This window comes from Cryptosporangium sp. NPDC051539 (assembly GCF_044454545.1).
Classification (GTDB): domain Bacteria; phylum Actinomycetota; class Actinomycetes; order Mycobacteriales; family Cryptosporangiaceae; genus Cryptosporangium.
Genome location: NZ_JBITDV010000004.1, coordinates 299,655 through 312,794, shown reverse-complemented (window position 1 = coordinate 312,794; position 13,140 = coordinate 299,655). Strand labels below are relative to the sequence as shown.

The following is a 13,140-nucleotide window of genomic DNA, read 5'->3' as shown; positions in this document are numbered from 1 at the left end:
GCTACGGTTCGAAATTGGGGAGCCCCTCATGTCTTCTCGCACGGCACTCGTCCTCGGTGGAACCTCGGGCATCGGGCTCGCCACCGCACGGCAGCTCCGCGCGCTCGGCGCGACCGTCCACATCAGCGGACGGGACAAGCGCCGCCTCGACGAGGTCGCCGCCACCGATCCCGAGCTGGTCGGCCACCGCTCGGACGCGTCCGACCCGATCGCGCTGCGCGAGCTCGTCGAGGAGATCACCGCGATCGACTGGCTGGTGGTCACGGCCAGCGGCGCCGAGGGGATGGGACCGGTCGCCGACCTCGATCTCGACGTCCTGCGTCGGGCGTTCGACGCGAAGTTCTGGACTCATCTCGGCGCGATCCGGGCCGCGCTGCCCCACCTCTCGGTCGACGGCTCGATCACGCTGGTCAGCGCCTCGTCGGCGCGGATGGGGATGCCCGGCACGGCCGGCCTCTCCGCGCTCAACGCGGCGGTCGAGGGGTTGGTCCGGCCGCTCGCGGTCGAGCTCGCGCCGATCCGGGTCAACGCCGTGTCGCCCGGGCTGGTCGACACACCCTGGTGGGACGGCACCCCCGAAGACGCCCGCCGAGCGCTGTTCGCCCAGGTCGCGAGCATCCTCCCCGCGCGCGCCGTCGCCGTCGCCGACGACGTGGCCGCCGCGGTCGTGCTGGCGGCCACGAACCGCAACCTCACCGGCACCATCCTGGAGTCCGACGGCGGAGCCCGCCTGGTCTCCCTGGCCTGACCCCGGCCCCAAGCCGCGCCCGCCCCTCGTTTCCGCGCCCGGCGTCCGGCGTCCGGCGTGCTGGCTGTGTGGCCGGCCCGCTGGGGTGTGTCCCGGCTCGCGATTGGGTGGCTCACCGTCGGGGGGCTCACGGTTGGGCGGCTTACCGTGGGGCGGCTCACCGTCGGGGTCGGAGCGCCTGTGGTGGCTGGCGCAGGTGCCGTGGTCGGTACAGCCGTCGGGGTCGGTGGGCCGGGCTTACCTGGGGTGGCGGGCGCACCCGGCCTACCTGGTGTGCCTGGGGTGGCGGGCGCACCCGGTGCGGCCGTGTGTCTGGTTTGGTCAGCGTCTGGGCGCGGGGGAGGCCCGGGCGCGGGGAGGTCCGGGAGTGCGGACGTGGGGGATACGGACGGGAGCGGCCAGCATCAGAATGTCGTGGGGAGGGCCCCGAAGCAAAAATCTGATGCTGGCCAGACGCCGTCAGTAATCGGCGAGCCAAACCTCGTCGGACCCCGCGGACCCGGCGGACCCCGCTGGCGCCGCCGCGGGGCGGCGGAGCGGGAGGAACAGCGCCGGGACGAGCGCGAGCCCGGAGATGGCGACGATCCACCAGAACGTCGCCCCGAACGACGACGCCAGGGCGCTCGGGCCCGCGCCCGCCCGGTCAGTGACCTCGCGCTGCAGCGCGACGAACAGGATCGCGCTACCCAGCGACCCACCGAGCTGCTGGAAGATCCGCACCGAGACGCTCGCCCGCGGAATCGCCTCCAGCGGCACGCTGCGCATGGCGGTGCTCATCACCGGCACGAGGATCGCGCCGATCCCGGCGCCGCTCACCACCTCCGCCAGCCCGATCACCAGATAGCTGGTGCCCGCGCCCAGTCCGGTGTAGACGAGTGCCCCGCCCGCGCTGAGCACCAGCCCGGCCAGCGCGATCGGCCCGGACGGGAACTTGTCCGCGAGCCGCCCCGCGATCGTCAGCGAAGCTCCCATCCCGAACCCGAGCGGGATCAGCAACAGCCCGGTGTGCAGCGCGTCCTCGGCCCGGACCTGCTGGTAGTAGAGCGGCAAGAGCCCCAGCGCGCCGAACATCACCCCGCTGGCCAGCACGATCAGCCCGGCGGCGGCCGCGAACGACCGGACCCGGAACAGCCGGACGTCGATCAGCGCCGGCGAGCCCCGCCGCACCGAGTGCAGCGTGAAGATCGCGAGCATCGCCAACCCGCCGGCCACCGGCCCGATCACCGCGACGTCGGCGAAGCTGCCGCTGTGCCCGGCCTCCGCGAAGCCGTAGATCATGGCCGCGAACGCCGGGGCCAGCAGCAGCAGGCCGACGACGTCCAGGGGCGTACGCGGTGCCCCGGACCGGATCGCCGGCAGGTACCGCGCCGCGAGCAGAAGGGCCAGCAAGCAGATCGGCACGTTGACGTAGAAGATCCAGTGCCACGACAGGTTCGTGATGATCAGCCCGCCGAGAATCGGCCCCAGCACCGGGCCGAGCAGCGCCGGGACGCCGATCGTCGCCATCACCCGGCCGAGTCGCTGCGGCCCGGCGGCGATCGCCAGGATCGACTGCATCAGCGGCAGGATCATGCCCGCGCCGACGCCCTGGACGACCCGGAACGCGATCAGGCTCTCGACCGACCAGGCCATTCCGCAGAGTATCGAGCCGATCAAGAACACCACGAGCGTGAGCATCCACATCGTCCGGGCGCCGTAGCGGTCCAGCGCCCAGCCGGCGATCGGGATCACGCTGGCCATCGCCAGCAGGTAGCCGGTGCCGACCCACTGGTACGTCGCCAGGGTGGTGTGGAAATCGTTGATCAGAGTGTTGGTCGCGATCGATGTCATCGTGACGTCGAGCTGCATCATGATCGCGCCGAGCATGACGACGCCGGCGAGCTTGAGGAGCTCGGGCGTCAACCTGGTGTCGTCCTCCGTGACGGTCACGGTTGTCCTCCCTCTGTAAACATTTACTGCGCGGTAAACACTTACTGCAGGCTGCGGATTGGCTACCCGACTTAGGTAAACGGCGACGGGAGTGTGGTGCCGCCAGCGATTGACGGATACCTAACTCAGGTAAGCAGTAGAAGGGGAAGGGGCGCCGCCAGCACCGAGCCGGATGCCTAACTTAGGTAAGCAACGAAGGGTAAGGGCCACCACCAGCCCCACCGAGCCGGATGCCTAACTTAGGTAAGCGATGAGCCGCCAGGGCCACCACCAGCACCGTCGGCCCGCCGATGCCTAACTTAGGTATGCAATAAAACGACGACTCCCATCACCGCGCCCGCCGATACCTAACTTAGGTATGCGACGCCGGGGAAGTCATCCCCTGCACAAACAAGTCCACGACCAGCTCCTTCGCCCGGTCCTCGTCGATCGACAGTGTCGGGGCCAGCCACTCGAGAGTCCGCGAACTGGTCGCGCCCATCGCCACGATCGAGCCGACCGCGGTTCCGTACGCGAGCGCGAACGGCAGGTCGGCGCGGAACACGCCGTCGCGCTGGCCTCGTTCGTACAGCTCGCGTATCGGCGCCGGTAGCTGGTCGGGGGAGGTCGGGTGCAGCGTGCCGAACTGGCCGGCCAGCTGCTCCTGCATGAACAGCGCCGACCGGTGCGGATGTGCCATCGCGAGATCGAGGTAGGACCGCAGCCCGTATCGCATACCCTCCAGCGGCTCCATCGTCTGCGCCTTCTCCAGTGCGGGCCACCAAGCCTGCGCGATCGCCCGGCGCTGGTCGTCCATCACTGCTCCGTACAGACCCTCCTTGCTGCCGAAGTGGTGGTAGATCATGCGTTCGTTGACGCCGGCGCGCGCGACGATCGCGCGGATGCGGGCCCCGTGCAACCCGTACTGCGCGAACTCCTCGGCGGCGGCCGCGAGGAGGGCGGCTCTGCTCTCGCTCATGCAGTAAGTGTTTACTGCGAGACGGCGGACGTCAAGCCCGAAAGAGCGGCTTCCAGCGCCCGGCCGACCCGGACCGTGTCGGGACCCACCGCCGTGAGCACTACCGCGGAGAGGTCGGCTAGCGGCAGGGCCTCGCAGCGGACGCCGGGTTCGGTGGTCCGCTGGGCGTCGTAGTCGGGAAAGCCGAGGGGATCGACGGCGAGGACGCTCGCCAGTACGCGGGCTCCCCCCAGAACGGCGGGTCCGTCCCACCCTCGGGGGGCGCCGGTGCCGACGTCCAGGTCCTGGGCGAGCAACGGTGCGCTACCGCGGCGGATCCGCCACCGCGTCCGGAGGTGGCCGGGCTGCTCGCCGTAGCGGCCGAGCACGAGCGTTTCGACGAGGGTCAGCCGGGCGGTCGGGTCGAGCGTGACGTCGAGGACCGCGAGGTGGTCCGCGCCGGCCGCGACGATCAGGGGCTGGGGCTGCCAGTTGAGCGTGGCCCCGGCGCCGACCCGCAGCGTTACGGTCGCGGAACTCGAGCCGCCGTGCACGCCGGGCAACGCCAGCGCCGCGCCCGCCGAGCCGACGTCGAGCGACGCGCCGTCGCCGACGGACACGGTGAGGTCGGTCCGATCGCCGCCGAGCGGACCGGCCGCGCCGGTGACCATCGTGAGGCCGCGATCGGTCTGCCGCAGCACGATCGGCGGCTGGGACGCGAGCGTCGTCAGGGCCGTGCGGTCGCCGAGGCGTTCGGCGACCGCACGCGCGCTAGCCCTCACCCAGCCAGTGCTTTCGGGCGTCGCGGATCCACTCGGCCACGGTGGCGGCCGTCGGCTCCTCGCGCAGCGACTGGAACACGACCGGCTTGCCCCGGCGCACGGCGGCGGCGTCCCGGTCCATCACGCCGAGGTCGGCGCCGACCATCGGGGCCAGGTCGGTCTTGTTGATGACCAGCAGGTCCGACCCGGTGACGCCCGGGCCGCCCTTGCGCGGCACCTTGTCGCCGCCGGAGACGTCCAGCACGAACAGCTGGACGTCGACGAGCCCGCGGCTGAACGTCATCGTGAGGTTGTCGCCGCCGCTCTCGACCAGGACGAGCTCCAGCGGCGCGAACGTCTCCTCCAGGCCCTCGACCGCGTCGAGGTTGGCGGTGATGTCGTCGCGGACCGCGGTGTGCGGGCAGCACCCGGTCTCGACCGCGGCGATCCGGTCCGGCGCGAGCACGCCGGACCGGCGCAGGAAGTCGGCGTCTTCGGTGGTGTAGATGTCGTTCGTCACGACGCCGAGCTGCAGCTCGGGGCCGAGCGTCCGGCAGAGCGCGGCGACCAGCGCGGTCTTGCCCGAGCCGACCGGGCCGCCGACACCGACCCGGAACGCGCGTCCGTGCGTGCGCGGAGCCAGTTCGCCGGTGAGCGGGGCGTGCTGCTCGAAGACGTCGTGGTCGTGGTCGTGGTCCTCAGGATGCAAAGAGACGCACCTCCGAACGGGCGTGGGCCTGCGCAAGCAGGTCCAGCAGGGGGGCGGACGGCGCGGGGAGCGCGTCCGTGGGCCGGTCGGCGTAGGCGGCGGCTTCCGCGACGACCGCGTCGGCCGTCGTGGCGAGGGCCGCGTGCGCGGCGGTCAGGGCGAGCGGGTCCAGTCCCAACAACCGCAGGGCGGCGGACGCCGGTCCGCTGAGCGCCGCGGCGACGGCGAGCGCCGCGGCCTCTTCCGGGGTGCCGCCGGCGGCGCGGACGGCGATTCCGAGCGCGACCGGGTGGTGGGGGTGCGTGCCGAGCGCGTCGTACTCCCGGTGCGGGAACGCCTGGCGGGCCACTCGCAGGAGCGCCCGGCCCTGAGCGCGCGAGGTCTGCCGCTGGGCCGCTGAGGGCGTCCGAGCGTCGACCTCCCCGTCGAGCACTGCCCACACCCCGCCCGCGGCTCGAGCGCCGCCCGCGTTGCGGGCCGGGGTGCTGGTCGCGTCGACGGCCGGGGCCGCCGCGCCGGCGGTCTCGGTGGCCAGGTGGCAGGCGCGGGCGGCTACGGCGGCGGCCAGCAGGCCGGCGGTGTGCAGCCGGCCGCGGAGGAACTCGATCACCTCGACGTGACCGTGAACCAGGTCCCCGTCCACGGCCGGGGCGATTCCGCCGCTGTGGGCGTGCGCCCCGGCCGGCAGCCGGGAGTCCGCGAGGAGCAACAGAGCCTGGCGCATCGGCGTCACCTCAGAACAGGAAGTACCGCTGGGCCATCGGGAGCTCGGTCGCCGGTGACTCCTCGATGAGATCGCCGTCCACGTACACGGCGAACGTGTCCGGGTCGACGCGGATCTCCGGCATCGCGTCGTTCAGCGGCAGATCGGCCTTCCCCCGGCGTCGTACGTCGGCGACGGCGGCCAATCGGCGCCGGACGTTCAACCGGTCGCCCAGGCCGTCCTCGATCGCGATCGGCGCGACGAAGTGCACGCTGGTGGCGCTCGCGGCCGTCGGCCGCGCCCCCCACATCGGACGCGGGAGGATCGGCTGCGGCGTCGGGATCGACGCGTTCGTGTCGCCCATCTGCGCCCAGGCGATCATCCCGCCCTTGACGACGACGTGCGGCCGGACGCCGAAGAACTTCGGATCCCACAGCACCAGGTCGGCGAGCTTCCCGACCTCGACCGAGCCGACCTCGCCCTCGAGCCCGTGCGCGACCGCCGGGACGATCGTGTACTTGGCGACGTACCGCTTCGCGCGGACGTTGTCGGCCGCGCCGTCGCCGGGCAGCGAACCCCGGCGGCGCTTCATCGCGTGCGCGGTCTGCCAGGTACGCAGCACGACTTCGCCGACCCGGCCCATCGCCTGGCTGTCCGACCCGATCATCGAGATCGCCCCCAGGTCGTGCAGGACGTCCTCGGCGGCCATCGTCGACGGCCGGATCCGGCTCTCGGCGAACGCCAGGTCCTCCGGCACCGCCGGGTTCAGGTGGTGGCAGACCATCAGCATGTCGAGGTGTTCGTCGAGCGTGTTGACGGTGTGCGGCCGGGTCGGGTTGGTCGAGCTCGGCAGGATGTTCGGGTGGCTCGCGACCGTGATGATGTCGGGAGCGTGCCCGCCGCCCGCACCCTCGGTGTGATAGGTGTGGATGCCCCGGCCGCCGATCGCGGCGATCGTGTCCTCGACGAAGCCGGCCTCGTTGAGCGTGTCGGTGTGCAGCGCCGCCTGGACGCCGTACGCGTCGCAGACCCGCAGGCAGGCGTCGATCGCGGACGGGGTCGAGCCCCAGTCTTCGTGCAGCTTGAAGCCGGACGCCCCGGCCTTGAGCTGCTCGACCATGGACTCGGCTCGTACCGTGTTGCCCTTGCCGAGCAGCGCGACGTTCAGCGGGAAGTCGTCCAGGGCCTCGAACATCCGGGCGAGGTACCAGGCGCTGGAGGTGACGGTCGTCGCCTTGGTGCCTTCGGCCGGGCCGGTGCCGCCGCAGATCCAGGTCGTGATGCCGGAGCCGAGGGACTCGTCGACCTGCTGCGGGGCGATCAGGTGGACGTGGCTGTCGATGCCGCCCGCGGTGAGGATCTTGCCGTTGCCGGCCAGGATCTCGGTGGACGGGCCGATGACCAGCTTCTCGTGGATCCCGTCCTGGGTGTCGGGGTTGCCGGCCTTGCCGATGCCGACGATCCGGCCGTCCCGGACACCGATGTCGGCCTTGACGACGCCCCAGTGGTCGAGGATCAGCGCGCCGGTGATGACGAGGTCGGGAGCGCCCTCGGCGCGGGTCGCGCGGGACTGGCCCATCGACTCGCGGATGACCTTGCCGCCGCCGAACACGACCTCTTCTCCGGCGGAAGCGTCGTCCGGGCCTCGGGACAGGTCCTGTTCGACCTCGATGAGCAGGTCGGTGTCGGCGAGGCGTACGCGGTCGCCGGTGGTGGGGCCGTACAGGAGTGCGTAGCGGCTGCGATCGATCACGCTTCGGGACCCCGTTCGTCCAGGAGGCCGGCGAATTCGGGGCGGAGGCCGGGGACGTCACGCGTGCCGACGATCGCGACCAGGTCGACCTCGCGCACGATGCCCGGCTCGAACCGCACCGCGGTGCCGGACGGGATCGCCAGGCGGTAACCCCAGGCGGCCCGCCGGTCGAAGTCCAGGCCGGTGTTGACGGCGGCGAAGTGGTAGTGGCTGCCGACCTGGATCGGCCGGTCGGCGGTGTTCGTGACCTCGAGGGTTCGTCGTTCGCGGTTCGCCAGGAGGGGGACCGGGTCGGCCGCGACGATGATCTCGCCGGGGATCACGGTATGGGGTGGTGCACCGTCACCAGCTTGGTCCCGTCCGGGAAAGTCGCTTCCACCTGCACCTCCTCGATCATCTCGGGGACGCCGTCCAGCACGTCGTCCCGGCCGAGCACGTGCCGCCCGGCGTCCATCAGGTCGGACACGGTGCGGCCGTCCCGTGCTGCTTCGAGCACGAACGACGTGAGGATCGCGACCGCCTCGGGGTAGTTGAGACGCAGGCCGCGCTCGCGACGGCGGCGCGCCAGGTCGGCTGCGTACGAGATGAGCAGCCGCTCCTGCTCGTGCGGGGTCAGGTGCACAGCGTTCGTCCCCCATCGGTCGGGCGGCAGTCCGCCCGGCAGCGTAACCGCGCCGTGTTACCAGCAGATCTCGCCTCGCCGCACCGGGCCGATCACCGTTCAACGTTGCGCGGCGCAACCTCCGCGCGCGGCCGGCTGCTCGAGGAGGTCACCATGAGCGCGGAGCCGCTCTATCGGATTCCGAGGGCGGCACGTTCACCACGGACGTGCCGTTCCCGGTGACGATCGATCTCGACGCTCTCCGGTAGGCGCCGAAGACGCGGACACCGGCGGGTGCGCTCACCCCGCGGCCCGCGCCGCCAGCACCCGGGCCGCGTGGCGCAGATCCCGGCCCGCGGCCTCGACGTCCACCGTCTGCAACTCGTCCTCGATCACGAGCGGACGACCCTCGACGTACAACCGGGCCAGCGGTGGCGGCGACGCATAGACCAGCGCGTCCACCGGGTCGACGATGTCCGCGTGGAACGGTCCGTCCACCCGCCACAGCGCGACGTCCGCCCGCTTCCCGACCTCCAGCGACCCGATCTCGTCGGCCCGTCCCAGACACCGCGCCCCGCCCATCGTCGCGATCCGCAGCACGTCCCGCGCGGTCAGGCCGGGCATCCCGTGCCGCAACCGGGCCGCGAACACCGTCTGCCGCAACTCGTCCGAGAGACCGCCGTTCTCCTGCGAGGCCGCCCCGTCCACCCCGAGCCCGACCGGCACGTCCGCTCCCAGCAATGCCGGCACGGGCGCGATCCCCGACCCCAGCCGCGCGTTCGAACTCGGACAGTGCGCCACCCCGGTCCCGGCCCGCCCGAGCACCGCGGCGTCCGCGTCCGACAGGTGCACCCCGTGGGCCAGCCACACGTCCGGCCCCAGCCAGTCCACCGACTCGAGGTACTCCACCGGCGTCATCCCGAACTGCTCGCGGCAGAACTCGTCTTCGTCGAGCGTCTCGGCCAGGTGCGTGTGCAGCCGGATCCCCAGTTGCCGCGCCTGCGCGGCGGACTCCCGCATCAACTCCCGGGTCACCGAGAACGGCGAACACGGCGCCGCCGCGATCCGCAGCAGGGACCCCGGCGACGGGTCGTGCCACTTCGCCACGGCCGAGTCCACCGCGGCCAGGATCGAATCCAGCGACTCCACCACCGAGTCCGGCGGCAGCCCACCCGAGGATTCCCCCAGATCCATCGATCCCCGGGTCGGATGGAACCGCAGCCCGACGTCCCGGGCGGCCAGAATCGTGGCCCCGAGGACGTCGTCCCCCGAAGCCGGGAACACGTAGTGGTGATCCGTCGACGTCGTGCAGCCGGTCAGCGCCAGCCGCGCCAGCCCGGCCCGCGCGGCCGCCCCCACCACCTCGGACGAGATCCCCGCCCAGATCGGATACAGCGTCTTCAGCCAGCTGAACAGCCCGTCGTCCACCGACACCGCACGCGTCGCCCACTGGTACAGGTGGTGGTGCGTGTTCACCAGCCCGGGCGTCGCCAGGCACCCCGAAGCGTTCACCACCACGGCGTCCGGATAGACCGGGGCGGGGCCCGGGCCGACGGCGGTGATCACGCCGTCGGCCACCACGACGTGCCCTACCGGGTACGACGTGTCCGCGGCGTCCACCGTGTGGACGGCGCAGCCGTCGAGAACCGTCACCACAGCGCAGGCCCCTCGGAGTAGGTCGCGCCGTCGCGGCGCACGGTGCCCTGGATCAGCCCGAACGGCTCGGTCGGCGCCACGTAGACCCGATTCGGGTTGTCGAGCCCGAACGGCGAGAGGTCGACCAGATTGTGGTGCTTGTTCGGCAGCGAGAGCCGCACCTCGCCGACCGAAGGGCACGCCGACAGCAGCAACGACCCCATCGAGAGCAGCGTCTGCTGCAACGAGTAGCTGTACGTCGAGGCGAACGCGGTCAGGAGCGCGCCGCGGGCCTGGTCGTAGACCGCCTCCCAGTCGAGGTCGGTGCCCGTGTGGTCCCACCAGGCGTCCACCGAGGTCGCCAGGATCCGGTCGGACGTCTCCGGGAGCGTCGTGTACCGGTCGCGGGGGAAGCCGTGGAACTCCGAGTCGGTCGTGTTCATCACGGTCAGACCGCCGAGCCCGGAGGAGACCGCCGCCGAATCCTCGGAGACCACCACCCGCGCCCGCCGTGTCTCCGTTCCGGAGCGCACGAACGAGTGCGGCGCCGGCTCCCCGTCGACCGGGATCCGTTCCCACCGGTGCTGTTCGACGGTCAGCCGCGCGGTCGAAATCGCCTTCTGCGACGTCACGAAATGCCGCCCCAGCCGCAGGCCGAACTCCTCCGGCGAGCCCACCCCGAACTCCCGCGCGAACGCGTACATCGTGTTCTTCTGCGTGTCGGTGGCCAGCACCGCGCTGTTGTCGCCGGTGTAGTGCGTCGCCTCCAGATCACCCGAGAGCGCGCTGGCGATCGTCAGATCGGTGACCACACCGCCGTCGACGGTCACCAGCCGTACACCGGCCTTGCCGTACTGGTTCGGACCGAGACTGAAGGTCACATCAGCTCCCGCGGTAGGTGGAGTAGGCGAACGGGGAGAGCAGCAGCGGCACGTGATGGTGCGCCGAGGCGTCGGTGACCTCGAACGTCACGGTCACCTCGGGGTAGAAGGCGGGCCGGTCGGCGAACCACTCGCCGGTCGCGAACACCAGGCGGTGGATTCCGGGCTCCAGCACGGCTCCCCACTCACGGATCCGTCCGTCGGCGTCGGTCCGCCGGGTGGCGACCAGCGACGGCCCGGAGTACCAGCTCACCCGCAGGTCGGTGGCCGGCGTCCCGTTCACCGCGTCGAGGACGTGGGTCGACAGCGTCACGGCGTCCCCAGCAGCTTCGTGAGCCGCAGCCGGGTGATCGCGGCCAACTCGTCGCGCACCATGTCCCGCTCGTGCGCGGGATCGTTGTCGAGACGGTCCTGCAGGATGCCGAGCAACTCCTCGGCCGACCTCCCGGACGCGCACACCAGGTACACGTGCCCGAACCGCGCCTCGTAGACCGCGTTCCCGTCGGCCAGCGCGGTCAGGACCTCCTGGTCCGCGTCCGCGATCCCGGCCTGCTCGCCCCGCGACCACCGCTTCTCGGTCGAGACCGCGATCTTCGGCCGATCGCCGATCCGGGGGTGCGCGGCCAGGGCCTCTTCCACGTCTGCCCAGCTCAGGTCCTTGAAGACCGGGTCGGATGCCGCGATCACCTCGTCCAGGTCCTTGTACGGACGTCCGGCAACGACCGCTCGTGCCCAGGCCGTGGAGGCGCAGCACGGATGGATCATCGCGGCGGCGGCGTCGGCCTCGACCGCATTGAGCGCGTCCACGCTGGTCAACGGTGCCCCCTTGGTATTTCGTGCGCGTGTGGCGAACTTTGCCATCCGTGCCTTCCACGCGACAGACGGGCTCACTCCAACCTGGGTGAAAGCCGTGACCATCGGCTTGTACGTTCCTCCAAGGAGGTGGAACCGTGCTGCTCGGCGAGCTGCTCGACGCGGGAGCCCTGCGGTTGCGTCCGCTGGTGCTGCCGCCGGGCGCCGACAGCCGTCCGATCGTCGACGTGTTCACGACCGACCTGCCCGATCCGGGCCGGTACCTCTCGGGCGGCGAGCTCGTGCTCACCGGGCTGGTCTGGTGGGACGGCACCGCGGACGCGTTCGTCGACGCGGTCGTGGGTGCGGGTGCGTCCGCGCTGGGAGCGGGGGAGGCGGCCCTCGGCGCGATCCCGGCCGAGCTCGTCGACGTGTGCGAGCGGCGCGGGCTGCCGCTGTTCGGGGTCCCGGCGTCGGTGTCGTTCGCCGACATCACCCGGAAAGTGCTGGCCGAGAACCGCCCGGCCCGGCCGGTGGGGCGGCGGTTGCTCGCGGTGCTGGCCGGGCGGGCCGGGCTGAACCGGCTGCTCGACGTCGCGGGTGCGGAGCTGGGGGCGCCCTGCTCGGTGCTGAGCCCGGTCGGCGGCGTGATCGCCGGCCCGCCTCCGCCCGGCGCGGACGCGCTGGTCCGGGCCTTCCTGACCGCGCCCAGGCTGCCCGCGTCGGTGACGGTCGAGGGGCGGCGGATCCGTCTGCTGTCGGCTGACGCGCCGGATCGGCACCGGGCCGTCAGCTGGTTCGTCGTCTGCCCGATGCCCAGGTCGAAGGAACAGCCGGCCGACCCGGACGCGACCGCGCTCGCCGAGGAACTGGCCGGTCTGGTCGCGCTGGAGCGCGCCCGGGTCGACGCCGGGCACCGCGCCGAGCGCCGGCTCGCCGATCAGGTCCTGCGGGCCCTCACCACCGCGTCGGACGCCACGGCAGAGCTCGGACCGGCCCTGCGGATCGCCGGAATCGCCCCGGGGACGCCGACCACCGTGCTGGTGACCGAGGGAGAACTGGGCGCGGCGCTGCTGTCCGAGGTGCTGCGCACCGCGGTGCCGGACCCGGTGGTGGGTCTGCGCGGCAGCGAGGCCATCGCCGTCGTCCCGACCCGCGCGGACGTCCCCGGCCTGGCCGACGTCGTGCGGCGCACGCTGGCGGGCGTGGCCGCGGGGCTGGGCCGGGCCCGGGTGCCGGTCGGGCTCAGCGGCCCGGTGCCGGCCGGGCCGGCGCTGGTCGCGGCGCTGGAGGAGGCCCGGCACGCCGGACGGCTCGCGGCGGCCCGCACCGAGGCGACCGCGGTGGTCACCGCCGACGAGATCGACTCGCACCTGCTGCTGCTCGGCAGCGTCCCGGACGAGGTGCGCCGGGCCTACCGCAACCGCGTGCTCGGGCCGGTGCTCGCCTACGACGAGGCCCACGACGCCGAACTCGTCGCGACGCTGATCGCGTTCCTCGACCACGCCGGTTCCTGGAGCCGCTGCGCCGAGGAGCTGCACCTGCACGTCAACACGGTCCGGTACCGCATCGCCAAGGTCGAGCAGCTGACCGGCCGCAACCTCGGCCGCCTCGACGACCGGGTCGACCTGTTCCTGGCCCTGCGCCTCAGATCCTGACGGCACGGCGTCTCAAATCCTGAAGGAAGGCTG

The 13,140-nt window shown here is 72.2% G+C and carries 14 protein-coding genes; 2 read left to right on the top strand and 12 right to left on the bottom strand.

The features are described 5' to 3' along the window. Positions 1–28: 28 nt before the first annotated feature. Complete coding sequence (locus ACIBZJ_RS15090) at positions 29–748, top strand: SDR family oxidoreductase (RefSeq protein WP_395929664.1); 720 nt, start codon at positions 29–31, stop codon at positions 746–748. A gap of 459 nt (positions 749–1,207) precedes the next feature. On the opposite strand, the gene ACIBZJ_RS15085 is transcribed toward ACIBZJ_RS15090, so the two are convergent. The 12 genes from ACIBZJ_RS15085 to uraD all read right to left on the bottom strand — a co-directional run bounded on the left by ACIBZJ_RS15085 (position 1,208) and on the right by uraD (position 11,464). Then, entirely contained in the window at positions 1,208–2,677 is a 1,470-nt protein-coding gene (locus tag ACIBZJ_RS15085) for a DHA2 family efflux MFS transporter permease subunit (RefSeq protein WP_395929662.1), read from the bottom strand. Positions 2,678–3,029: 352 nt separating this feature from the next. Further along, entirely contained in the window at positions 3,030–3,635 is a 606-nt protein-coding gene (locus ACIBZJ_RS15080) for a TetR/AcrR family transcriptional regulator (RefSeq protein ID WP_395929660.1), read from the bottom strand. Between the two features lie 11 nt (positions 3,636–3,646). Beyond that, positions 3,647–4,396: an urease accessory protein UreD gene (locus tag ACIBZJ_RS15075; protein WP_395929658.1), complete on the bottom strand. Its 750-nt coding sequence runs from the start codon at positions 4,394–4,396 to the stop codon at positions 3,647–3,649. Further along, complete coding sequence (gene ureG / locus ACIBZJ_RS15070; RefSeq protein ID WP_395929656.1) at positions 4,386–5,084, bottom strand: urease accessory protein UreG; 699 nt, start codon at positions 5,082–5,084, stop codon at positions 4,386–4,388. Before ureG ends, ACIBZJ_RS15075 begins: the two co-directional genes overlap by 11 nt. Further along, positions 5,074–5,808 (bottom strand): urease accessory protein UreF, encoded by a 735-nt coding sequence (locus ACIBZJ_RS15065; protein ID WP_395929655.1) that lies wholly within the window; start codon positions 5,806–5,808, stop codon positions 5,074–5,076. Before ACIBZJ_RS15065 ends, ureG begins: the two co-directional genes overlap by 11 nt. A 10-nt stretch (positions 5,809–5,818) precedes the next feature. After that, positions 5,819–7,540, bottom strand: coding sequence for an urease subunit alpha (locus ACIBZJ_RS15060; RefSeq protein WP_395929653.1), 1,722 nt, complete (start codon positions 7,538–7,540; stop codon positions 5,819–5,821). Then, a complete protein-coding gene (locus ACIBZJ_RS15055) occupies positions 7,537–7,863 on the bottom strand; it encodes an urease subunit beta (protein WP_395929651.1) in 327 nt (108 codons plus the stop codon). The genes ACIBZJ_RS15060 and ACIBZJ_RS15055 overlap by 4 nt, the downstream gene beginning before the upstream one ends. Next, positions 7,860–8,162, bottom strand: coding sequence for an urease subunit gamma (locus ACIBZJ_RS15050; RefSeq protein ID WP_395929649.1), 303 nt, complete (start codon positions 8,160–8,162; stop codon positions 7,860–7,862). The genes ACIBZJ_RS15055 and ACIBZJ_RS15050 overlap by 4 nt, the downstream gene beginning before the upstream one ends. Before the next feature lie 279 nt (positions 8,163–8,441). After that, a complete protein-coding gene (locus ACIBZJ_RS15045) occupies positions 8,442–9,794 on the bottom strand; it encodes an 8-oxoguanine deaminase (protein ID WP_395929647.1) in 1,353 nt (450 codons plus the stop codon). After that, positions 9,791–10,657 carry a factor-independent urate hydroxylase gene (pucL, locus tag ACIBZJ_RS15040; protein ID WP_395929645.1) on the bottom strand — a complete coding sequence of 289 codons (867 nt, stop codon included), beginning with the start codon at positions 10,655–10,657 and terminating at the stop codon, positions 9,791–9,793. The genes ACIBZJ_RS15045 and pucL overlap by 4 nt, the downstream gene beginning before the upstream one ends. Position 10,658: 1 nt before the next feature. Next, positions 10,659–10,970, bottom strand: coding sequence for a hydroxyisourate hydrolase (uraH, locus tag ACIBZJ_RS15035; protein WP_395929643.1), 312 nt, complete (start codon positions 10,968–10,970; stop codon positions 10,659–10,661). Continuing rightward, entirely contained in the window at positions 10,967–11,464 is a 498-nt protein-coding gene (uraD, locus tag ACIBZJ_RS15030) for a 2-oxo-4-hydroxy-4-carboxy-5-ureidoimidazoline decarboxylase (RefSeq protein ID WP_395930236.1), read from the bottom strand. The genes uraH and uraD overlap by 4 nt, the downstream gene beginning before the upstream one ends. A 143-nt stretch (positions 11,465–11,607) precedes the next feature. Here uraD and ACIBZJ_RS15025 point away from each other — a divergent pair, with 143 nt between their 5' ends. Beyond that, positions 11,608–13,107, top strand: coding sequence for a helix-turn-helix domain-containing protein (locus tag ACIBZJ_RS15025; RefSeq protein WP_395929641.1), 1,500 nt, complete (start codon positions 11,608–11,610; stop codon positions 13,105–13,107). Positions 13,108–13,140 lie beyond the last annotated feature (33 nt).

Excerpts from the sequence above, each read along its gene's own strand:
- ACIBZJ_RS15090 (WP_395929664.1), top strand. The coding sequence starts at position 29 with ATGTCTTCTCGCACGGCACTCGTCCTCGGTGGAACCTCGGGCATCGGG.
- ACIBZJ_RS15080 (WP_395929660.1), bottom strand. The coding sequence starts at position 3,635 with ATGAGCGAGAGCAGAGCCGCCCTCCTCGCGGCCGCCGCCGAGGAGTTC.
- ACIBZJ_RS15065 (WP_395929655.1), bottom strand. The coding sequence starts at position 5,808 with ATGCGCCAGGCTCTGTTGCTCCTCGCGGACTCCCGGCTGCCGGCCGGG.